General features: G+C 65.4%; 16 protein-coding genes and 1 other RNA gene. 8 read left to right on the top strand and 9 right to left on the bottom strand.

Translation table 11 applies throughout. The features are described 5' to 3' along the window. Window positions 1-111: 111 nt before the first annotated feature. Window positions 112-633, bottom strand: coding sequence for a c-type cytochrome (locus WA237_RS12015; protein ID WP_009813899.1), 522 nt, complete (start codon window positions 631-633; stop codon window positions 112-114). 119 nt (window positions 634-752) lie between these two features. Here WA237_RS12015 and WA237_RS12020 point away from each other — a divergent pair, with 119 nt between their 5' ends. Then, entirely contained in the window at window positions 753-1,586 is an 834-nt protein-coding gene (locus WA237_RS12020; protein ID WP_336097926.1) for a prephenate dehydratase, read from the top strand. 155 nt (window positions 1,587-1,741) lie between these two features. On the opposite strand, the gene WA237_RS12025 is transcribed toward WA237_RS12020, so the two are convergent. Both WA237_RS12025 and nudC read right to left on the bottom strand, forming a co-directional pair. After that, window positions 1,742-2,209 (bottom strand): SRPBCC family protein, encoded by a 468-nt coding sequence (locus tag WA237_RS12025; protein ID WP_009813897.1) that lies wholly within the window; start codon window positions 2,207-2,209, stop codon window positions 1,742-1,744. A gap of 43 nt (window positions 2,210-2,252) precedes the next feature. Further along, complete coding sequence (gene nudC / locus WA237_RS12030; protein ID WP_336097927.1) at window positions 2,253-3,236, bottom strand: NAD(+) diphosphatase; 984 nt, start codon at window positions 3,234-3,236, stop codon at window positions 2,253-2,255. Between the two features lie 179 nt (window positions 3,237-3,415). On the opposite strand from nudC, the gene WA237_RS12035 reads away from it, so the two are divergent. From WA237_RS12035 to serS, 3 genes are all read left to right on the top strand, one after another. Further along, on the top strand, window positions 3,416-5,326 hold the full coding sequence (locus WA237_RS12035) for a bifunctional 2',3'-cyclic-nucleotide 2'-phosphodiesterase/3'-nucleotidase (RefSeq protein ID WP_336097928.1): 1,911 nt from the start codon (window positions 3,416-3,418) through the stop codon (window positions 5,324-5,326). A gap of 57 nt (window positions 5,327-5,383) precedes the next feature. Next, window positions 5,384-5,482: signal recognition particle sRNA small type (gene ffs / locus WA237_RS12040), an RNA gene on the top strand. A gap of 121 nt (window positions 5,483-5,603) precedes the next feature. After that, window positions 5,604-6,896 (top strand): serine--tRNA ligase, encoded by a 1,293-nt coding sequence (gene serS / locus WA237_RS12045; protein ID WP_009813894.1) that lies wholly within the window; start codon window positions 5,604-5,606, stop codon window positions 6,894-6,896. A 12-nt stretch (window positions 6,897-6,908) separates the two neighbouring features. Here serS and WA237_RS12050 read toward each other — a convergent pair whose 3' ends face one another. Continuing rightward, window positions 6,909-7,994: a DUF2235 domain-containing protein gene (locus tag WA237_RS12050; protein ID WP_336097930.1), complete on the bottom strand. Its 1,086-nt coding sequence runs from the start codon at window positions 7,992-7,994 to the stop codon at window positions 6,909-6,911. Between the two features lie 95 nt (window positions 7,995-8,089). Here WA237_RS12050 and WA237_RS12055 point away from each other — a divergent pair, with 95 nt between their 5' ends. Further along, a complete protein-coding gene (locus tag WA237_RS12055; RefSeq protein WP_336097931.1) occupies window positions 8,090-8,800 on the top strand; it encodes a hypothetical protein in 711 nt (236 codons plus the stop codon). A gap of 94 nt (window positions 8,801-8,894) precedes the next feature. Here the strand turns inward: WA237_RS12055 and der are convergent, their stop codons facing one another. From der to WA237_RS12070, 3 genes are all read right to left on the bottom strand, one after another. Further along, a complete protein-coding gene (gene der, locus WA237_RS12060; protein WP_336097934.1) occupies window positions 8,895-10,370 on the bottom strand; it encodes a ribosome biogenesis GTPase Der in 1,476 nt (491 codons plus the stop codon). Window positions 10,371-10,431: 61 nt separating this feature from the next. Continuing rightward, window positions 10,432-11,757, bottom strand: a complete 1,326-nt coding sequence (locus WA237_RS12065; protein ID WP_009813890.1) for a PQQ-binding-like beta-propeller repeat protein — start codon at window positions 11,755-11,757, stop codon at window positions 10,432-10,434. A gap of 36 nt (window positions 11,758-11,793) precedes the next feature. Then, window positions 11,794-12,483 carry a hypothetical protein gene (locus WA237_RS12070; protein ID WP_050754130.1) on the bottom strand — a complete coding sequence of 230 codons (690 nt, stop codon included), beginning with the start codon at window positions 12,481-12,483 and terminating at the stop codon, window positions 11,794-11,796. A 230-nt stretch (window positions 12,484-12,713) separates the two neighbouring features. Between WA237_RS12070 and WA237_RS12075 the strand changes: the two genes are divergently transcribed. The 3 genes from WA237_RS12075 to WA237_RS12085 all read left to right on the top strand — a co-directional run bounded on the left by WA237_RS12075 (window position 12,714) and on the right by WA237_RS12085 (window position 18,207). Beyond that, window positions 12,714-14,018, top strand: coding sequence for an efflux RND transporter periplasmic adaptor subunit (locus WA237_RS12075; protein WP_336097936.1), 1,305 nt, complete (start codon window positions 12,714-12,716; stop codon window positions 14,016-14,018). Further along, entirely contained in the window at window positions 14,015-17,752 is a 3,738-nt protein-coding gene (locus WA237_RS12080) for an efflux RND transporter permease subunit (RefSeq protein ID WP_336097937.1), read from the top strand. The genes WA237_RS12075 and WA237_RS12080 overlap by 4 nt, the downstream gene beginning before the upstream one ends. 203 nt (window positions 17,753-17,955) lie before the next feature. Continuing rightward, window positions 17,956-18,207, top strand: coding sequence for a VPEID-CTERM sorting domain-containing protein (locus WA237_RS12085; protein WP_009813886.1), 252 nt, complete (start codon window positions 17,956-17,958; stop codon window positions 18,205-18,207). 70 nt (window positions 18,208-18,277) lie between these two features. Here the strand turns inward: WA237_RS12085 and xrtE are convergent, their stop codons facing one another. Continuing rightward, a complete protein-coding gene (gene xrtE / locus WA237_RS12090) occupies window positions 18,278-19,891 on the bottom strand; it encodes an exosortase E/protease, VPEID-CTERM system (protein WP_336097938.1) in 1,614 nt (537 codons plus the stop codon). Window positions 19,892-19,972: 81 nt separating this feature from the next. Next, entirely contained in the window at window positions 19,973-21,787 is a 1,815-nt protein-coding gene (locus WA237_RS12095) for an ABCB family ABC transporter ATP-binding protein/permease (protein WP_286908275.1), read from the bottom strand. Window positions 21,788-21,897: the final 110 nt, after the last annotated feature.

Genomic DNA, 21,897 nt, shown 5'->3' on the forward strand with positions numbered 1-21,897 from the left:
TTCCCCCTGTCACCGCCCCGATCGGCAAGTATCACCCTATTCGTCCAAGAAAAAACCGCCCGGCGTGCAGGCCGGGCGGTTCTCAAACACTCAGATCTCCGAGGCGACCGATCAGCCACCGACGCTTTCGAGATAGGCGATCAGGTTGGCGCGATCCTCGGCCTTTTTCAGACCGGAAAAGCTCATCGTCGTGCCCGGGGCAAAGCCTTTGGGGCTCTCGAGGAAATGGTTCAGGTTCTCAGGCGTCCAGGTGTCGGCCACCGGCTTGAGCGACCCGGAATAGCCAAAGCCATCGGCCGAGGCCACGGCACGGCCCACAACACCGTAGAGATAGGGACCGGTCGCATTCGCACCATCTTCGAGCTTGTGACAGGCTTTGCACTTGCCAAAGACTTTCGCGCCCTTGCTGGCATCGGCCGAGGCCATCAGCTCTTCGAAAGAGGGGCCATCTTCGCCGCCACCTGCGTCTTCGGCGCTCGCCACTTCGATGGCATAGCCTTGGGCGTGCTCGCCCTCACCATGGCCACCGCCGGTGTGATAGATCGTCTCGGCCGCCCATTTCCCCAGCAGGAAAATCAGGAAAGCTCCGCAAAACCCGCCGAGGATCTTGGTGAATGTCATAGTATCGAACATTGGCCCGCTTCCATTGCATATCTGTTGCGGGGTATCTATCCGCTTCCCCTAGCCGGGTGCAAGGTATAGTTTGCGCGACGAATTGCCCGACCCCGGGCTGCAACAATCAAGAGACCGCCATGACCGGAACCATAGCCTTTCAGGGCGAACTGGGTGCCTATTCGCACCAGGCCTGCCGCGACACCTACCCCGATATGACGCCGCTGCCCTGCCGCACCTTTGAGGATGCGATCGAGGCCGTGCGCTCGGGCGAGGCCGAGCTGGCGATGCTGCCGGTGGAAAACTCGACCTTCGGTCGGGTCGCCGATATTCACCATCTGTTGCCCGAATCCGGTCTCCATATCATCAACGAGGCCTTCGTGCGGGTGCGCATCGCGCTGATGGCGCTGCCCGGCGTGCCGCTCTCAGAGGTGCGCGAGGCGATGAGCCACACGATGCTCTTGGGCCAATGCCGCAACTTCCTCGCCCAACACAACATCCGCCGCGTCACCGGCGCCGACACCGCCGGCTCGGCGCGTCAGGTGGCCGAGGATGCGCTGCCTCACCGCGCCGCATTGGCGAGCGAGCTTGCCGGCGAGATCTACGGTCTCGAGGTGCTCGCCCGCGACATCGAGGACGAGGGCAACAACACCACCCGTTTCGTCGTCATGTCCCGCGATCCCGATCACAGCGAACGCGGCGATCACGGCATGATCACCAGCTTTGTGTTCCAGGTCCGCAACATCCCCGCCGCGCTCTACAAGGCGATGGGCGGCTTTGCGACCAATGGCATCAACATGACCAAGCTGGAAAGCTACATGGTGGGTGACACGTTCACCGCGACCCAGTTCTATGCCGATATCGAAGGCCACCCCGAAGACGCCGCCGTGGCCCGCGCGCTGGACGAGCTGGATTATTTCACCACCGAAGTGAAAATCCTCGGCGTCTACCCCGCCGACCCCAGACGCGGCTGACCCGACGCGGCTGAGCCATCGTCAGCCCCTCCCTTGGGCTGGCGATTTGGCTGATGCAAGCGCCCGGTTTGTTCTGTTGGATGTGTTTGGCCGGCCTAAAGCACGTCGTCACGAGCTCACATGGGCAGCCCCACAAAGACCGCCCCGCCGCCCGCTCAGGCAGAGCGCGCGTGGCGCTGTTCGATGTCGCGGGCAAAGCCCACCATGCGCTTGTCGAACTTGCGCTTGATCGACCCGCGCGCCAGTTTCAGCGATTGCACCAAGAGCCGCGCCGACAGGTTCTGCGGCTTCAGGTCGATGGTCATCTGCAACCGGGTCCGTTTGCGCGACAGCGCCACCAGCTCGACCGCCACATCCGCCGTCAGCGCCTGCGAGGTCGACAGGAAATTCATCGCGTTGGGCGCGTCATATTCCACCAGCTCGAGCCGCGTCTGCCGCCGCTTGCCGCGAAATTCGAACGCCGCGTCCCAGGCCATCCCGGCCCCCGCCGACGTCAAATCATCGACCCGCTGCACCTCGGCGCCGCGCCGCAGGGCCGACCGTTCAAGAGAGGCGAAATCCGACACTTGCGCGAAGACGAAATCAATCGGCGCCTCGACATCTTCCTTTGACGAAAATTTCATGGATCGGTCATGCCCCAAATACTGTTATGTCGGTATTTTCGCTTCATTCCAGCCGGTCCGCAAGCCAGTTGCGCAGCAGAAAATGCGCAATTGCGCCTTTTCTCGCGGCGGCAATCCGGGGGTGATCCCCCGCCATCGCCTGCATGATCTCTTCGCGCGGCACCCAGAGCGCATCCTCGATCTCTTTCGGATCGATGGTGATCTCTTCGCTGAGCGCCTCACCGCGACAGCCGATCATCAGCGAGGTCGGAAAGGGCCAGGGCTGGCTCGCCAGATAGCCGACCGCGCCGACCTCGATCTGCGTCTCTTCATAGACCTCGCGGCGCACCGCCGCCTCGATCGTCTCGCCCGGCTCGACAAACCCCGCGAGCAGCGAATACATCCGCTCGGGCCAGCCCGGCGACCGCCCCATGAGCACCGAATTGCCCCGGGTGATCAGCATGATCACCACCGGATCGGTGCGCGGGAAATGCGGTTTCTTGCAGGCCGGGCAATCGCGCTGCCAGCCGCCCTTGCTCATCACGCTGCGCGCGCCGCAGGCGGCACAGAACCCATGGCTCTCGTGCCAGCCATGCAGCGCCTTGGCCATCGCCACCAGCTCGGCATCGACCCGGCTCAGCCGCGCCATCAGCCGCCGCAGCTCGGCAAAACCGCTAGCGCGCGGCAGTTCGGGATGATGCTGCAAGGTCTCGTCGAGAAACACATCCGGCAGGATCGCGTCCTGCCCGGCCGGCTCCCAGTCCGAGATATCCTGCGCCAGAATCACCGGCCCCTCCGCCGTCTCGGCCCCGAGCAGATAGCGCGCCGCGCCCACCGCCCCGGCCGCCGTCACCACCGGATGATCGATTGGCAAACGGCACAGCCGCGACAGGCTGTCATCCTCCACCAGAGGCTTGCCCCGCCACAGAAGGATGACCTCCGCGCCGCGCTGCGCAATCGCCTCAGCGAGGGCCTCGGCATCCTCACGCAACAGCGCCAACCGGTCGAGACCGGCGCCGCCAAATGTCACCTCTTCCGCATGTTTCATCCTGCCCCCGCACCGGTTTTCGGTGTCTTCGTTCTACGATCTAAACATTTATGGAATAAAATTTATACCGGAATAAACGCCTACAACTTTCGATTGATTGATACTAAATAGATGATAGCTTCAGGATAGCTTACGTTCCGATTTTGTCACAATTTGTTTGACTGCGAGCCACTGCCTTGATGATTGCACCGAGTGAGACGCTGACCACAGACACCGAGGTCCAGGATCGCGCCCTGTTTCGTCTGATGGCCACATCCGATGTGCACGCCAATCTGCTCCCCTATGACTATTTCACCGATCAGGCGGATCAGCCCTATGGGCTGTCGCGGCTCGCGACGCTGATCAAACGGCTCCGGACCGAGACCGCGAACACGCTGCTCGTCGACAATGGCGACATGCTGCAGGGCACGCCGCTGTCGGATTTCTCGCGGAGCCCGGCCCCCGACACCGCCCCCGACACCGCCTCCGAGGACACGCTCAACCCGATCATCGACGCGATGAATGCGCTGGGCTATGATGCGGCGGGTCTCGGCAATCATGAATTCAACTTCGGCCTCGCCTGGCTGCAACGCGCCACGGGTCAGGCCCGCTTTCCCTATGTGGCGAGCAACCTGACCCCGGCGCGCGAAGAGGACCGGTTCTGGGCCTCGCAGCTCTTGCTGCACCGCGATGTCACCTGCGCCTCGGGCGCGACCTATCCGCTGACCATCGGACTGCTGAGCCTGGTGCCGCCGCAGATCCTGACCTGGGACAGGCATCATCTCGACGGCCATATCACCTGCACCGATATGACCGACATCGCCGAACGGCTGGTCCCGGCGCTGCGCGCCGAGGGGGCCGATCTGGTGATCGTGCTGGCCCATACCGGCTTTGGCCCCGAGGCCTCGCTCCCCGGGTTGGAAAACGCCGCCCTGCCGCTGTCGCGCATCCCCGGGATCGACGGGCTGGTGACCGGTCACATCCATGACGTCTTTCCCGGCGGCAAGGCTCTGGCCGCCCCCGGCACAGAGATCGACGAGAGCCGGGGCCGGATCAACGGCACCGCCACGGTGATGCCCGGGTTTCGCGGCTCGCATCTCGGGGTGATCGAGTTTGACCTGCTGCGCCGTGAAGATCGCTGGCGGCTCCGCGCGGCCACCGCCCGCGCCCTGCCCGTCGCGCCGCATCATGCCGAGACGCTGCCCCCCGATCCGGCGCTCGACGCGCGGCTCGCCCCGGCCCATCACGCAACGCTCGCCCAGACCCGGCGCAGCATCGGCACCACCTCGGCGCCGCTCCATAGCTACCTGTCGCTCCTGGGGCACAACCCCGCCGAACGGCTGGTCGCCGGGGCCCAGCGCCGCGCCCTGGCCCGCGCGGTCGAAGGCGGCCCGCTCGCCGATCTGCCGATCCTCTCCTCCGTCGCCCCGTTCAAGACCGGCGGCCGCGGCGGCCCGGAGTATTTCACCGACATCCCCGCAGGCCCGCTGGCGCTGCGCCACGGCGCCGATCTCTACGCCTTTCCCAACACGCTCATCGGCGCGGTGGTCACCGGGCGCGAGCTGCGGCACTGGCTCGATTGCGCGGCGCTGGTCTATCTGCAGGTGGCCCCCGGCGCGCGCGACGCCAAGCTCTGCAATCTCGAGGCCCCGGGCCATATCTTTGAGGTGATCGACGGGCTCACCTATGAGATCGACCTCGCCCAACCGCCGCGTTTCAGCCTCACCGGCGAAGAAATCGCGCCCGGCACGAGCCGCATCCACGCGCTCTGTTATCAGGGCGAACCGGTTCAGGAGGACGACCGCTTCCTGCTTGCCACCAACCATTACCGCGCCGCCGGCAGCGGGCCGTTCCCCGCGATCTCGCCCGACCGCTGGATCATGCCGAGCCGCGCGCTCTTGCGCGACCTGGTCATCGCGGACCTGACAGAGACCGGCCAGATCACCCCGCCCGAAGACCCGGTCTGGCGCTTTCGCCCGATGCCTGGCACCACCGTGGTCTGCCGCAGCGGGCCGGGGCTGCGCCATGTGCCGCTGCCGCCACGGTTCGCAGGCATCGAATTCCTCGACCTCGACGACGACGGGTTCCAGAAATTCCGCCTCGCGCTCTGACCCCCGTCCCCCCACTCCCGTCTTGCACTCGGGACCCGTTGCCACTACATAGCCCGGTGAGAGGTTGGCGCGGGCAGGCACCTCGCCAACCCGGTCAGGTCCGGAAGGAAGCAGCCGTAACGAGCCCCGCTTGGGTCGTTGTCCAGCCTCTCACCTACACCCCCTCATCCCAAAACCCGCCACAGTGCCGCACAGGCGCCTCGCCCCTACCCGTGGCGCGAAAACTGGTGCATAACGCGGGAAATTCAGTGAATCATCCGCCGCAAGGACCAAAGACATGCATGATATCCGTGCCATCCGCGACAACCCCGCCGCATTCGACGCCGCCCTGGCGCTGAGGGGGCTTGATGGCGCATCGTCGCAAATCCTCGCGCTGGACGAAAAACGCCGCGCGCTGATCCATGCCGCCGAAACCGCCCAGGCCGAACAGAATCGCGCCTCCAAAGAGGTCGGTGCCGCCAAGGCCAAGGGCGATGAGGCCGAGTTCGAACGCCTCCGCGCGCTGGTCGGCGAAAAGAAATCCGAAGTCGCCGCCATGCAGGCCGAGGCCAAGGAGCTCGATCAACAGCTCACCGATCTGCTGATGGGCCTGCCCAACCTGCCTTTCGACGACGTGCCGCAAGGCGCGGATGAGGCTGACAATGTGGAAATCCACCGCTGGGGCACGCCGCGCGTCTTCGACTTCACCCCGAAAGAGCATTACGAGCTCGACGGCGTGCTGCCGGGGATGGATTTCGAGACCGCCGCGAAACTCTCGGGCAGCCGCTTTGTCGTGCTCTCGGGCGCGGTGGCGCGCATCCACCGGGCGCTGGCCCAATTCATGATCAACACCCATATCGACGAAAACGGGCTGACCGAGACCTGGACACCGGTTCTGGTGCGCCCGGAAATGATGTATGGCACCGGGCAATTGCCGAAGTTTGGCGAAGACAGCTACGAGACGACCAATGGCTGGTGGCTGGTGCCGACCGCCGAGGTGACGCTCACCAATATCGTCAACGGGCTCACCGTCGAGGCCGATTACCTGCCGCGCCGCTATGTCGCCCATACCCAATGTTTCCGCTCGGAAGCCGGCAGCGCCGGGCGCGACACCGCCGGGATGCTGCGCCAGCACCAGTTCGAAAAGGTCGAAATGGTCTCGGTCACCCACCCGGATGAGAGCCGCGCCGAACTCGACCGCATGACCGCCTGCGCCCAGGGCATTCTCGAACGGCTCGGCCTGCCCTATCGCACCGTGGTGCTCTGCACCGGCGACATGGGCTTTGGCGCGCGCCGCACCCATGACATCGAGGTCTGGCTGCCCGGTCAGGACAGCTATCGCGAGATTTCCTCGGTCTCCGTCTGCGGCGACTTTCAGGCGCGCCGCATGAACGCCCGGTTCAAACCCGCCGATGGCGGCAAGCCGCAGTTCCTGCACACGCTGAACGGTTCGGGCCTCGCCGTGGGCCGCTGCCTTATCGCGGTGCTGGAAAACGGCCAGCAGGCCGATGGCTCGGTCGCCCTGCCCGAGGCGCTGCACCCCTATCTCGGCGGCAAGACGATCCTCGCCGCCGACGGCACGCTGGTCTGATCCAGCCCTCTGTCACAGGCGCAGCGACCCGGGCCGATACTTGGCCCGGGTCTGCACCCGGATCGACACCGAGGGATGGATATCCTCCATCCGCTCCGGCCCCTCGCGCCAGCGCCGCAAGAGCCCCTCGTCGCGCGGCAAGAGCGTCGTTTCCGCCAGCGGATCGCCCGGCACCCCGGGCAGCCGCGCCCCGGGCCGCAACCTGATCCCCGGCGCCCCCTCCACCACCCATTGCAGCGGCAGCGCGCTCAGCCCGCGATTGCCCGCACTGCCGCCCAGAATGCCATGGGTGCCGATGAACCAGAGCTGCTGATAGGGCCTTGCCGCGCCCCGCACCCCGCCGTTGAGCCCAAGCCTGCTGCCCTGCCGCTCGAGATTGTCCCAAAGCGCCGGGCGGTAGAACAGCCGCTGCTCGTCGAGCGCCACGGCATGGCGCGCCCGTTCGACCAGCCGCGACAGCTGCATGTCATGAAACCTGTACTGCCGGTTCCACAGGCTCGCCACCGGCCCAAAGAGCGAGAGGGGAATGCCCCGCGCGCCCACCGTGTCCCAGACACCGACAAACCCGACCCGGACCAGCGCGGACCCATCGCCGCGCCAGTCGAGATCCTCCTGCGACGTCGCAAAGCCCGGCGACATCCGCCGCCGCGCTTCGCGGATATGCGGCGCATCCGGCGCATTGCGCGCCCCCCGCTTGCGATAGAGCGCAAAGGCCCGGTTCACCGCCGCCGGGCTGGTGTCCTCGATCAGCCCGCATTTGCGGATCATCCCGACCACCGACCGCGCCGTATAGGCACCGCGCGAAAAGCCGAAAACCTGTATTTCATCGCCCCGCCGATAGGCTTTGGCGATGAATTGATAGGCCTGTTTCACCTTGTCATCGAGGCCCCAGCCAAAGGCCCCGCCGCCCCATTTGTTCAAAAACCGCCCCACCGCCCCGTCAAACCGCCGGTCCGTTCCGACGCCCGCGAAATAGGCCACCACCTGCCCCTGCCGCGGGTCATTCACCAGATGGCGGCTCAGCTCCACGAGATGGGTGGGCATCACGATATCGGGCGAATTCCACGTGCCGTCGCACAGGATGATGATGCGGGTCATACCCAACCTCCCAAAAACACCGCGCCTTGACTGACGCCAAACAGAGCTACCTTGAGGCTACGCCAAAGATCCCACGCCTCAAATACCGGTATACCATGCCCTATCTCGTCCTCCTCGCCGCGCTGCTCTTTGCCGCAGCCCCGCTCGCCACCCCGGGATTTGGCGGCTACGCGCCCGATCAATTCCCGGTGCCGCAGGTCGATCCGCCGGTACAGCCCGCAGGCTATGCCTTCGCCATCTGGGGGCTGCTCTACCTCTGGCTCATCGCCCATGGCGCCTATGGCGTCTGGGCACGGCGCGACGCGCCCGATTGGGCGCCGATGCGCGCGCCGCTCTTCTTCTCGCTGGCGCTTGGCGTGGGCTGGCTCTGGGTCGCCCAGCAGAGCCCGGTGGTCGCCACGCTGATGATCTGGCTGATGTGGTTCGGCGCGGTCGTGGCCTGGCTGCGCGCGCCTGCCCGCGACGCCTGGTGGGCGCTGGTGCCCGTCGGGCTCTATGCCGGCTGGCTCACCGCCGCGTCTTCCGTCTCGATCGGGCTGTTGCTCGGCGGCTTTGGCGTCGGCACCGGCATTCTCGCGGCGGTGATCGCGCTCATCCTGGCCTTGATGCTCTCCATCGGTTTGATGCTGAGCCGCCCGGGCGCTCTGGGCCTGCCAGTGGCGGTGATCTGGGCGCTGGTGGCGATTGCCGTGTCCAACCTCCCCGACGGCCCCGCCGTGGTGCTGGCGCTGGCAGCCGGCGGCGTGCTCATCCTCGCGGTGCTGGCGATCAAACAGCTCGCCGACGGCCCACGCCGCATCGGTTAACGGCGGCCGCGAGCGGCAAAAACCGCCACTGTCGTTTTACCGACGCCATACCGACAGGATACCGACGGGCCATTTTCGGCCCGTCGCGCCCCGTTTACTTTTTGTCGGCGGGCCCTTTGCCCAGGTGTTTGCGCAGCCGCGACGGCGTCGATTTCTTCTTCGACTTATAGGGGTTCTTGTCCGACTGGCTGCGCATATGCAGCCGGATCGGCGTCCCCGGCATGTCGAAATCCTGGCGCAAGCCATTGACCAGATAGCGGGTATAGCTTTCCGGCATTTTCTCGGTGTTGCTGCACATCACGACGAACCCCGGCGGACGCGTTTTCGCCTGTGTCATATAGCGCAGCTTGATCCGGCGACCGCTCGGCGCGGGGGGCGGATGCTGCTCGAGCATCCCCGTGAGCCAGCGGTTGAGCTGCGCCGTGCTGACCCGCCGGTTCCACACATCATGCGCCTTGACGATGGCCGCATGCAGCCGGTCGAGCCCCCGCCCGGTCTTGGCCGAAACCGTGACCAGAGGCGCGCCGCGCAGCTGCGGCAAGAGCCGCTCAAACGCCTCCTTGAGGGCGCGGAGCTTCTCTTGCTTCTCGTCCTCGATATCCCATTTGTTGACCGCCACCACGACCGCCCGCCCCTCGCGCTCGGCGAGGTCGGCAATGCGCAGATCCTGCTGTTCAAACGGGATCGCCGCGTCGAGAAGAACGACGACGACCTCGGCGAATTTCACCGCTCTGAGACCGTCGCTCACCGACAGTTTTTCGAGCTTTTCCTGCACCTTGGCCTTTTTGCGCATGCCCGCCGTGTCAAAGACACGCATCGGCACCCCGTCCCAATTCATCTTGAGAGAGATCGCATCACGGGTGATCCCCGCCTCCGGCCCGGTGAGCAGACGCTCCTCGCCGAGGATCTTGTTGATCAGGGTCGATTTCCCGGCATTGGGACGGCCCACGACGGCCACCTGCAGCGGCCGCGACTCGGTGGGCTTGTGCGGATCGTCGGGCGCACCGGCCTCGGCCTCTTCCTCGGTCAGGGTGACATCGGTTTCCGGCGCATCCTGACGGGCACGCTCGGCATAGCCATCGGCCAGCGGCATCAGCTGCGAATAAAGATCGTTGAGCCCTTCGCCATGTTCCGCCGACAGGCGGATCGGCTCGCCAAGGCCAAGGCCATAGGCTTCGATCACACCGGCATCCGCCGTCGCGCCCTCGGCCTTGTTGGCGGCCAGGATCACATGTTCGGACCGTTTGCGCAGGATCTCGGCAAACACCTCGTCAATCGGGGTGACCCCGGTGCGGGCGTCGATCACGAAGAGGCAGATATCGGCCATATCGACCGCCCGCTCGGTCAGCCGCCGCATCCGGCCCTGAAGCGAATCGTCGGTGGCATCTTCAAGACCGGCGGTGTCGATCACGGTAAAGCGCAGATCGCCCAGCCTTGCTTCGCCCTCGCGCAGGTCGCGGGTCACGCCCGGCTGGTCGTCGACCAAGGCCAGACGCTTGCCAACCAGACGGTTGAACAGGGTGGACTTGCCCACATTCGGGCGTCCAACGATGGCCAGTGTAAAACTCATTCTCTCGGCTCCGGGCAGAGGTGGGGCAGCAATCAAGCTGCCCCCTTACCCTATCGCGGGCCTAACGGAAAGCGTGCAATTGCCCGTTGGTCGACACGACATAGAGCGTGCGGCCCGCCACCACCGGGTTGCTGGTCGCACCGCCGGGGATTTCGACCGTGCGGCGCAGCGCGCCGGACACCGGATCGTAAAAGCGCAGATTGCCATCGCTCGAGGCCACGACAAGCTGACCACCGGCGAGAACCGGGCCGTAATGGGCATAGATGCGCGCCTTCTTGCGCGGCTTTTCCTTCACGAAGAAGGGCAGTTTCTGCGACCAGACGCGGGTGCCATCCTCGGCGTTGAGCCGGATGAGCTCATTGCGGTCCGAAATCAGGAAGAGCGCATCGCCAGCCGGCCAGACCGGGCTCAGCGGGCCTTCGGTCGCGGTCCAGATCCGTTCGCCATTGCCCAGCTTGAGCGCCACCAGACGGCCGGAATGGGTGCCGACATAGACCCGGTCGCCAATGATCAGGGGATCGCCCGTGACATCGGCCACCAGCGATTGCGACAGACCGCTGCGCCGACCGGCCACCTGCGCATCCCAGAGCCGCAGACCGCCCTTGCGGAACGCGCCCTGCAATTCGCCCGCGCCAAAGGCAAAGACGGCATATTTCTCGGAGACGGCCGGGGCCGGACCGCCGAGGATATTGTTGGCATCGGGGGCGGCGCTGAGCTGCCATTTGATGCGGCCATTGTCGGTGTCGAGCGCCCAGGCCTCGTCATCGGCCGAGACCAGATAGACCAGCCCGTCATAGACCGTCGGGCTGCCCGACCCGGTGCCGCGCAGCTTTTGCTCCCAGATCACCCGCCCGGTGGCCGGGTCGAGCGCGCTGATCATGCCAAAGCCCGAGGTGACGAAGAGCTTGCCATCGCCAAAGGCCAGCCCGCCGCCGCTCGCGTCATTGCCGGAATCATTGGGCGGCACGAGGTTCTGCGTCCAGAGGACCTGCCCGCCGGTCGAGGTCGCGGCCACGGTGGCCGCGCTGTCGAGGGTGAAGACACGGCCGCCTGCGACCACCGGATCGGCGGTGATCCGCGCCTTGCGCCCGTCGCCCGACCCGATCGAGGCCGACCAGATCCGCTGCGGTGCCGCCGACAGCGCCGGATGCGCCACCCGGGTCATCGGCGAGCCGCTGCGCTGCACCCAATTGGCATTGGCCGTCACCGGGGCAAGCCGGATCGGCAGCGCCTGATTGGTCCGCTGTGCGTTGGTGACGATGCCGAATTCCTCGCCAGCGTCCTCGCGAATCTCTTCGCGCACGCCCGGCAGGATCGGCTCACGCTTGGCACATGCGGCCAGCGCACCAAGGGCAATCAACCCCGCGATCGCAATCTGTCTGGTCACCACTCTGCGCCCCCTAATTGGCTGTCGTTTGCGACGTTAACCGCCGTCCGCCTGCCGTGCAACATCGCTGGCGGCCTCGCCGCTCAGCTCTCCGCCAAGCGCCAGAACGATCTGACCGACCCGCTGCCGCAGGCCTTCGCTCGCTTCGGCATCCACATAGAGCGCCTCAAGCCGGGTCAAGGCCGCCTCCTGGTTGCCGGTCTCGATGTCGAGATAGGCAAGCTGTTCCTCGGCCAGCACCCGGATCGTGCCAGTGCCCAGCGCCAGCCCATCGAGCAGCTCGCGCCGCGTCTCGGCCGCCAGCCCCTCTGCGCCGATCGCCGCCGCCTTGAGCGTGGCAATCTGGCGGTACACCATCGGCACATCGCCGCGCTCGGCCAGCGCCACCAGCGCCTCTGCCGTGGCCTTGGGATCGGAACCGAGCGATTCCCCCGCCGCGAGCAGCGTCACAACCGCATCCGCCGACGGGTCCGGCGCGTCAATCGCTTGCAGCGCCGTCACGCGGGCCTCGGCCTCATCCTGTTCCAAGGCTGCGAGAATACCGTCGCCCAGCGCCTCTGCCGCCGCGCGCTCATTCGCCTTGCGCCACTCATTATAGGCCGCGCCGCCCACCAGCAGCAGAACCGCCAGCACGGCAATCCAGCCATAGCGCCGCATCAATCCGAAGAGCCGATCCCGGCGAACCTCTTCGCTCACCTCGTTAATAAAGCTGTCTGTATCGCTCACGTTGGCCTGGCCCCTTGGTCGATTTGCCCCGTCTTAACCTGTCGCCTTGCCGCTGCCAAGGGCCGCAACTGTTGCGCCAATCCGTCATATTGCAAGCCAAAGCGCAAAGACGTACCCTAAACTGGCCCGTTTAGATCAAATCAGCTATTTTCGTTACAACCCGCTTTTCAGAGCCTCGCCCCAGCCCCGCCGCCCGGCCGATGATGAAAAGCCAAACCATTGGGTGCTTGATGCGTCTGTTTCCGATCCTGGCCGCCATCGTCGTCATGGTGCTGATCTATCTCTTCGTCTTTGAACGCGACCGGTTCGGCGCGCCCGACACCGCCGCCGCCGCGACGCCCGACAGCAATGCCGAGACGGATGCCGAGACGGGCGCCGCCCTGCCCGGGGTGATCGTCACCCGCTCTGTCGCGCGCCAGATCGACAGCGCCGTGGTGCTGCGGGGCCGGACCGAGGCCGACGCTCAGGTCGAGGTGCGCGCTGAAACCTCCGGTCTCGTGACCTCCGAGCCGCGCCGCAAGGGCAGCTTTGTCGAGGCGGGCGAGCCGCTCTGCGCGCTCGATCCCGGCACCCGCGAGGCGACGCTGGCCGAGGCCGAGGCGCGGCTTGCCGAGGCCCGCGCCCGCCTGCCCGAGGCCCGCGCCAAAGTGCCCGAGGCCGAAGCCCGCGTCGCCGAGAGCCGCGCCCGCGTCGAAGAGGCCAAGGCCCGGCTGAGCGAGGCACAGATCAACGACAACGCCGCCAAACGGCTGAGCCAGGGCGGCTATGCCTCCGACACCCGCGTCGCCGCGACCGAGGCCACCGTGCGCGGTGCCGAGGCCACGCTGAGCAGCGCCGAGGCCGGGCTCAAATCCGCGCAATCCGGGCTGGAAAGCGCCGCCGCCGGGATCGAAGCCGCCCGCGCCGGGATCGAAAGCGCCCAGGCCGGGATCGCCGCCGCGCAAAAGGAAATCGACCGGCTCACCATCACCGCGCCCTTCGCCGGGCTGTTGGAAACCGACACCGCCGAACGCGGCAGCCTGCTGCAACCCGGCGCACTCTGCGCCACCGTGCTGCAACTCGATCCGATCATCCTCGTGGGCTTCGTGCCCGAAACCGAGGTCGATCGCGTGACGCTCGACGCGCCCGCCACCGCGACGCTCGCCTCCGGCAAACAGGTCGCGGGCAAGGTGAGCTTTCTGTCGCGCTCCGCCGACGAGGTCACCCGCACCTTCCGGGTCGAAGTCACCGTGGAGAATGACGATCTGGCGATCCGCGATGGCCAGACCGCCGAAATCCTGATTGCCGCCGATGGCGCCTCGGCGCATCTCTTGCCGCAATCGGTGCTCACCCTGAACGATCAGGGCGACATGGGCGTGCGCCTCGTGACGGAAGAGGACACCGCCGCCTTCCGCCCGGTGCAGCTCTTGCGCGACACGCCCGAGGGCGTCTGGCTCACCGGTCTGCCCGAGAACGCCGATGTCATCGTCATCGGTCAGGAATATGTCACCGACGGCGTCCGCGTCCGGCCAAGCTATCAGGCAGATGCGCAATGACCGGGCTGGTCGACTGGGCCTCTGAACGCGCCCGCATGGTGCTGGCCTTTATCGTGTTGTCGGTGCTCGCCGGCACGATGGCCTATCTGAGCCTGCCCAAAGAGGGCGAGCCCGACATCGAGATCCCGGCGCTCTTCGTCTCTGTCCCCTTCCCCGGCATCTCGGCCGAGGATAGCGAAACCCTTCTGGTCAAGGTGATGGAAACCGAGCTTTCGGATCTCGACGGGCTCGACAAGATGACCGGCACCGCGGCGGAAAACTATGCCGGCGTGGCGCTCGAGTTCGAATTTGGCTGGGACAAGACCAAGATCATGGCCGATGTCCGCGACGCGATGAGTGCGGCCGAGGCCAAATTCCCCGAAGGCTACGAGAAATACACGATCAACGAGATCAACTTCTCTGAATTTCCGATCCTTGTCGTGACCCTCTCGGGCGATGTGCCGGAACGCACCATGGCGCAGATCGCCAAGACGCTGCAGGATCAGATCGAAGCGCTCGATCCGGTGCTCGAGGCCGGGATCGCGGGTAATCGCGACGAAATGGTCGAGGTGGTGATCGATCCGCTCCGGCTCGAGGCCTATAACGTCACCGCGGGCGAATTGATCAACGTGGTGCGCAACAACAATCAGCTCATCGCGGCGGGCGAGATCCGCAGCGAGACGGGCAGTTTCGCAGTGAAAATCCCCGCCTCCTTCAACGAGCCGCGCGACATTTACGAACTGCCGATCAAGACCAATGGCGACCGGGTGATCACGCTCGGCGATCTAGCGCAGATCAACCTCACCTTCGAGGACCGGCTCGGCACCGCGCGCTTTAACGGCGAGACCACCGTCGCGCTGCAGGTGGTCAAACGCAAAGGCTTCAACATCATCGACACCGCCGCGCTGGTCCGCGAAACCGTCGACGCCGCCCGCGCCTCTTGGCCGGACGAGCTGCGCGCCACGGTCTCTGTCGGCACCTCCGGCGATCAGTCGCGCACCGTGGCCTCCATGGTGAAACAGCTCGAAGGCTCGGTGCTCACCGCCATCGCGCTGGTGATGATCGTCATGCTTGCCGCCCTCGGCATCCGCCCGGCGCTTCTCGTGGGGTTTGCGATCCCGACCTCCTTCCTTTTGTGTTTCGCGCTGCTCGCCGTGATGGGCGTGACCGTCTCCAACATGGTGATGTTCGGGCTGATCCTCGCGGTGGGGATGCTCGTCGATGGGGCCATCGTGGTGGTCGAATATGCGGACAAGCGCATCTCGGAAGGCTCCGGCCCGATGCACGCCTATGTCGAGGCGGCCAAGCGGATGTTCTGGCCGGTGGTGAGCTCGACCGCGACGACGCTCTGTGCCTTTTTGCCGATGCTCTTCTGGCCCGGCATTCCGGGGCAGTTCATGGGCATGCTGCCGGTTACGCTGATCTTTGTGCTCTCGGCCTCGCTGCTGGTGGCGCTGGTTTACCTGCCGGTGGTCGGCGGGGTGACGGGCCGGATCGAGCGCTGGCTGTCGATGCGCATCGACACGCTGAGCCAGGGTCGGCTGCTCTGGCATCTGCTGCTCTTCCCGGTGGCGATTGCGGCGCTGATGCTTGCGGCGGCGCTGATCCCGGCGCTGATGGCGCTGGTGGGTCTGCTCTTTGGCGCGATGAATATGGGGGCGATTGTGGTCTCGGTCATCCCGACGCTCATTGGCGCCTTTGTCCTCATGCTGGGGGTGGTGGCGCTGGTGGCTCTGGGGCTGGCCTCGGTGGTGGCGCTCTTTGTCGGGCTCGGCGCGGGCTTTGCCCGGATCCGCCGATTGGCTGCCGGAGTGGTCCGAAATCGCCACAGTCGCGATGCCGACGAAATACCGACGCAACACCGACGTAGCGTTTTTGGCCGTTTCATCCACCTCATCGCCGCCAATCCGGTCGCGCCGCTCTTGGCTTTTGCGGCGATTTTCGTCCTCGTCGGCTCGGTGCTGATCTTCTACATGGGCAACAATCGCGGCGTTGAATTCTTTGTGGAATCCGAGCCGGAAAACGCCATCGTCTATGTGCGCGCGCGCGGAAATCTCTCGCTGGAACAACAAGATAGCCTCGTGCGTCAGGCTGAGGAGATCGTGCTCGAACACCCCAATGTCAAAAGCGCCTTTGCTTTCGCCGGCGACGGCGGGCTCAACAACAACACCGGCGGCGCGCAACCGCCCCGCGACACCATCGGCCAGGTCCAGATCGAACTCATCGCCTGGGAGGATCGCCCGACCCGCCGCGAGACCTGGTTCAGCCTCTTTGGCCTTGATTTCACACGACAAATCTCTGACCCCGACGCCGATGGCGACCGCACGATCGACGAGCTCACAGCCCGGCTTTCGCAGATCCCCGGCATCAAGATCGAGATCCTCGCCCTCGAACGCGGCCCCGCCTCCGCCAAGCCCGTTCACCTGCGGATCAAGGGCGACAATTGGCAGCTCCTGCGCGATTTCACCGAGACCGCACGCGAGAAATTCGAAGAAACTCGGGGGCTTACGCTCATCGAGGACACGCTGCCCCTGCCCTCTATCGACTGGCAGATTGATGTGGACGTGGAAAAGGCCGGCCGGTTTGGCGCCGATGTCGCCACCGTCGGCGCCATGGTCCAACTCGTCACCCGCGGTATCCTCCTGGACACCATGCCGGTCGAGACCAGCGACGAAGAAATCGACATCCGCGTCCGCCTCCCCGAAAAAGACCGCGTCCTCTCCACCCTCGACACGCTCAAGGTCCGCACCAACGAAGGCCTCGTGCCGCTGTCGAATTTCATCACCCGCAAACCCGTGCAGGGCCTCGCCCAGATCGACCGGATCGACCAGACCCGGTTTTTCGACATCAAGGCGGCAGTCGAGACCGGGCTCACCCGCATAGATCGCGATGAAAAGGGCAATGAAACAACGGTTCCGATCAATGCCAACGAGAGGATCGCCCATCTGACCGAGTGGCTCGACAGCGGCGTGCTGCCCGCCGGGATCGCCTATGAATGGACCGGCGATCAGGAAGATCAGGCCGAGAGCGGCGCCTTCCTGCAAAAGGCCTTTCTGGGGGCGCTGGGCCTCATGTTCATCATCCTGCTGGCGCAGTTCAACAGCGTTTATAACGCGGTTCTGGTGCTCTTGGCGGTGGTGCTCTCGACCACTGGTGTGCTGATCGGGATGATGGTGATGAACCAGCCATTTTCGATCATCATGACCGGCACCGGCATCGTCGCGCTGGCGGGGATCGTGGTGAACAACAACATTGTTCTGATCGACACCTATCAGGAATATTCGCGCTATATGCCCCGGATCGAGGCGATCACCCGGACCGCCGAGGCGCGCATCCGGCCTGTGTTGCTAACGACAATCACCACCATGGCCGGGCTGACGCCGATGATGTTCGGGCTCAGCCTCGATTTCGTCAATGGCGGCTATTCTTTCGACAGCCCGACCGCGCTCTGGTGGAAACAGCTGGCGACGGCGGTGGTCTTTGGCCTTGGGATCGCGACCGTTCTGACGTTGATTTTCACGCCGTCGATGCTGGCGCTGCGGGTCTGGGCGACGACCTATCTGATCTGGCTGTCGCGGCTTCTGGCGGCACTGTCACTGGGCCGGGCGAGCCGGGCGGCGCGGGACCTGGCGCTCGACCGGGCGGCGCGGCGGACACCGCCGCCGGAAATCCTGTGGTCGGAGCATGTGACGGTTGGCACGCCTCCGACCCCTCTGGTCAGCGCCGCCAAGACACCGCTCAACGCCGCAGAATAAGGCCCGTGATTCGACGCGTCTCTGAGGCAGGATGGCTCTGAAGGGGTCTGCGGCCAGAATTGACCATGAAGCGAGAACAGTCTTTGAATTAAGGGGAATCTGTTTCCCGGTTTTGGTGAAATCTGGCGAAACTGTGGTTAAACTTTGCTTTTCTTCGAAGGGATTAGCTAAGCTCTCTGCAGGTCATTTCTTGGGGAGATATCATGCTGCGTATTACTCAAACGGCATTTCTTTCGACGCTCGCCGTGCTGACCACGGCCGGGGCGGCTTCGGCACAATCCCGGGGCTGGTGGTTCTGGGACTGGTATTATGAACGCTGGGGTCACGGGTCGACCGGCGGGTCGGGCAATGTGAGCTCGGTGCCGGAAATCGATGCGAGCTCTGGCCTGCTGGCGCTGGCGGCTGTGATGGCGATGCTGGCCCTCGCCTGGGAGCTCAAGCGCCGCCGCGGCTAAGCCCGGATCGGTCAAGGAAACAAGGACCGGCGCGCCCTTTTGGGTCCGCCGGTCTTTTCATATGCGCCGCCTAGATCAGGGCCCAGTCGCCGGTCGAGGCGGCGGCGAGGGCGATGATCAGATTGGCCACCATATGGGCCGCGACGGCGTCCGCGAGACGCCCGTGACGGTGATAGAGCGCGGCAAAGATGACGCCGGCCACGGCGGCCATGAGCCAGCGGTCATGCAGCAGGGCAAAGCAGCCGACAGAGACGGCAATCGCCAATAAAACAGCCAATGGGCGGCCCAGCGGGCCGGTCAGACCTTGGGTCAGGCGGGCCTGAAGATAGCTGCGAAAGAAGAGCTCTTCGATCACCGGGACGAGCAGCGTGGTGCCGAGACAGCGCGCCGCGATCCAGAGGAGGAGACCGGCCTGAGACAGGCTCTGTAACGCGTCGGTATTGGGGCTGTAAGACGACGGTGCGGATTTGACCCATAGAAGCCCCACCAACACCCCGGCCCCCAAGGCCAGCGCCGAGGGGCGGCAGAGGTAGGCGCGCAAGGGCACGCGAAAGCACCAGAGCGACAGCGCCATGATCAGCGCCTGCCACGGGTAGGCGAGGATCGGATCGGCCCAGAAGCTCTGGGCCAGCACCCCCGCCGCCATGAAGAGGACAAAGGGCAGAATGCGCGCGGCCAACGCATCCTCGGCCAGCGGGATCGCCGGGGCGTCGCGGCCGGGCACCCGCCGCAGCCATGCGATGCGGTCGACCACCAAGAGCACCGCCATGGCGAGCAGCATGAAGAAGAGCCAGCCCGCGAAGCTGTGAAACCCGTTCACCGCGAGGTCGGGCGAGGCATAGGCCCCGATCATGATCAGCACGGTGATGCGGATGACGTTGAAGAGCCAGCTCAGCAAAAGCGCCACGGGCCAGACACAGAGCCAGAACCGCGTGAGCCTCAGCCGGTCGCGAAAGAGCACGGCGTAGAGCGCGAGAAAGGCGCTCACCAGAACAAAGCCTTCGACGCCGGAACAGCTATCGGCGACAGCGACCAGAAAACCATTGGTGCCGATGATCTGCGCCGCGGGATCGACCACCGGCACATCGGCCACCAGCGCGAGCATCAGGGCGACGCCAGCAAAGGTGATCTGGGTCAGGGTTTCCCAATACCAGATCGGGCCGATGGCCTCGGCCAGATTAGGCAGGAGGGCGGCGAGGAGGACAAGCGCCAGAACCGGCACCAGCCGGGGCCGCAGCCATTGCTGCCAGTCACGGGGCCCTGCCAGCCAGAAGAGACCGCCCAAAGCCGCCATGCCGCCGCCCAGCACCATCAGCGGCAGGATGCGGTGAAAGAGCGGGTTGAGCGCGTGATCGGGCACAAGCGCCATGGGCAGGATGATGAGCATGAGCCCCGCGACATGCAGCGCCACCCAGCGCGTGCCGCCACTGCGCGCGGCGGCCAGCCGGAGGAACTCCTGCCAGGCCGTCCGCACCGCCCAGAAATAGACCGCCAGCAGCACCAGGAGCGACACGCCGCGCAGCCCGACGCCACGCAGCGCGCGACAGGCGCCCTCGACCGAGGTGGCGCGGCATTCCAAGGAGGCAAAGAGCTGAAACGCGAGCATGACGAGCACCAGCTCTGCCGCGAACAGCAGGGTCAGACGCAGGGCGCGCGGCAGGGCAGAATGCAACGTGTCGATCATGCGCGCGGTATGCGGGGCAAAGATGGACAGAAAATGACCGCCGATGGGCGAGTTTCGGAAACCCGGCCCATCGGGGTGATGTTAAACGCGTTCCGCCTGTTGCGTGCGCCAGAGCGCGGCATAGCGCCCGTCCTGCGCCAAGAGCGCATCATGCGAGCCGCTTTCGACGATCTCGCCCGCCTCGAGCACGATGATGAGATCGGCATCGGCGATGGTCGAGAGGCGGTGCGCGATGGTGATCGCCGTGCGCCCCTGAGTGGCACGGGCGAGCGCCGCCTGAATGCCGCGCTCTGTCTCGCTGTCGAGCGCGCTCGTCGCCTCGTCCAGAAGCAGCACCGGCGGGTTCTTGAGCAGGGTGCGGGCGATGCCGACGCGCTGTTTCTCGCCACCCGAGAGCTTGAGCCCGCGTTCGCCGACGGCGGTGTCATAGCCATCGGGCAGGGTCAGGATGAAATCATGGATCTGGGCGGCGCGGGCGGCCTCGATGATCTCGTCCTCGGTGGCCCCGGCGCGGCCATAGGCGATGTTATAGCGGATCGTGTCGTTGAAGAGCACGGTATCCTGCGGCACGACGCCGATGGCCTCGTGCAGGCTCTGCTGGGTCACGTCGCGCAGATCCTGCCCGTCGATGCGGATCGCCCCGCCCTGCACGTCGTAGAAGCGAAAGAGCAGCCGCCCGATGGTCGATTTCCCCGAGCCCGAAGAGCCGACCACCGCCACGGTTTGCCCGGCCGGCACGTCAAAGCTGATGCCCTTGAGAATGGGTCTCTCGGCCTCGTAGCCAAAGCGCACATTTTCAAACCGCAGCGCGCCTTTGGTCACCGCCAGCGGCTTGGCCCCGGGGCGGTCGGTCACATCGGGGGCCTGATCGAGCAGGCCGAACATTTCGCCCATATCGACCAGCGCCTGCCGGATTTCGCGGTAGACCGTGCCGAGGAAATTGAGCGGCATGGTGATTTGGATCATATAGGCGTTGACCATGACGAAATCGCCCACGGTCAGATCGCCCGACTGCACGCCCATTGCCGCCATGACCATCACGATGACCAGCCCACCGGTGATCAGGAAACTCTGACCAAAGTTGAGAATGGCCAAGGAATAGGCGGTTTTGAGGGCTGCGGCCTCATAGCCTTCCATGGATTTGTCATAGCGCGCGGCCTCGCGGCCTTCGGCGCCGAAATATTTTACCGTCTCGAAATTGAGCAGGCTGTCGATGGCCTTTTGATTGGCATCGGTGTCTTGGTCATTCATCTGGCGGCGCAGTTTCACGCGCCATTCGGTGACCTTGAAGGTGAAGGTGACATAGGCGGCGATGACGCCGACCACCACCACCAGATACCAGACGTCGAACACCGCCCAGAGCACCAGCGCCACCAGCGTCAGCTCGAGGATCAGCGGCCCGATCGAGAAGATCAGGAACCGCAGCAGGAAATCGACGCCCTTGACCCCGCGTTCGATGATCCGGCTCAGCCCGCCGGTCTTGCGGGTGATGTGATAGCGCATCGACATGCGGTGGATATGGGTGAAGGTTTCGAGCGCCAGCTTGCGCAGGGCGCGCTGGGCCACGCGGGCGAAAACCGCGTCGCGCAATTGCTGAAAGCCTACGGTCATCAGCCGCGCCATACCATAGGCGATGGTGAGCCCGATGGCGCCTATTGCGAGCAGCCAGGTCTCGTTCGGCGCGTCGCCCGCGAGGCTGTCGACGGCGGCCTTGTAGAGCGGCGGCGTGGCGACGGCGATGAGCTTGGCCACCAGCAGGAGCAGTAGGGCGACGATCACCCGGCGTTTCACCCAGGCCTCGCCCTCGGGCCAGAGATAGGGCGCGACGCGGCGGATCACCCCCCAGCCATCGGCGGGCATCGGCGTGGTGGGTTGCGTGGGATCAGAGGGCGGCATGGGCGGGACCTTTCATTGCCCCACACCTAACCCGGCCCCTGCCGGTTTTCCAGAAGTCCGGGCGAGAAAGCCGGTCTGCGCCCCGCACATGGGCTGTGCTCGGCGCGAGG

The sequence above is a fragment of the Roseovarius sp. CH_XMU1461 genome, assembly GCF_037027165.1.
GTDB classification, from domain to species: domain Bacteria; phylum Pseudomonadota; class Alphaproteobacteria; order Rhodobacterales; family Rhodobacteraceae; genus Roseovarius; species Roseovarius nubinhibens.

Coding starts and splice junctions, on each gene's coding strand:
- xrtE (WP_336097938.1), bottom strand. CDS start 19,891: ATGATCGACACGTTGCATTCTGCCCTGCCGCGCGCCCTGCGTCTGACC.
- WA237_RS12050 (WP_336097930.1), bottom strand. CDS start 7,994: ATGACCCGCATCATCATCCTGTGCGACGGCACGTGGAATTCGCCCGAT.
- WA237_RS12015 (WP_009813899.1), bottom strand. CDS start 633: ATGTTCGATACTATGACATTCACCAAGATCCTCGGCGGGTTTTGCGGA.
- WA237_RS12055 (WP_336097931.1), top strand. CDS start 8,090: ATGCCCTATCTCGTCCTCCTCGCCGCGCTGCTCTTTGCCGCAGCCCCG.
- WA237_RS12080 (WP_336097937.1), top strand. CDS start 14,015: ATGACCGGGCTGGTCGACTGGGCCTCTGAACGCGCCCGCATGGTGCTG.
- nudC (WP_336097927.1), bottom strand. CDS start 3,236: ATGAAACATGCGGAAGAGGTGACATTTGGCGGCGCCGGTCTCGACCGG.
- WA237_RS12020 (WP_336097926.1), top strand. CDS start 753: ATGACCGGAACCATAGCCTTTCAGGGCGAACTGGGTGCCTATTCGCAC.
- WA237_RS12075 (WP_336097936.1), top strand. CDS start 12,714: ATGCGTCTGTTTCCGATCCTGGCCGCCATCGTCGTCATGGTGCTGATC.
- WA237_RS12035 (WP_336097928.1), top strand. CDS start 3,416: ATGATTGCACCGAGTGAGACGCTGACCACAGACACCGAGGTCCAGGAT.
- WA237_RS12085 (WP_009813886.1), top strand. CDS start 17,956: ATGCTGCGTATTACTCAAACGGCATTTCTTTCGACGCTCGCCGTGCTG.
- WA237_RS12095 (WP_286908275.1), bottom strand. CDS start 21,787: ATGCCGCCCTCTGATCCCACGCAACCCACCACGCCGATGCCCGCCGAT.
- WA237_RS12025 (WP_009813897.1), bottom strand. CDS start 2,209: ATGAAATTTTCGTCAAAGGAAGATGTCGAGGCGCCGATTGATTTCGTC.
- der (WP_336097934.1), bottom strand. CDS start 10,370: ATGAGTTTTACACTGGCCATCGTTGGACGCCCGAATGTGGGCAAGTCC.
- serS (WP_009813894.1), top strand. CDS start 5,604: ATGCATGATATCCGTGCCATCCGCGACAACCCCGCCGCATTCGACGCC.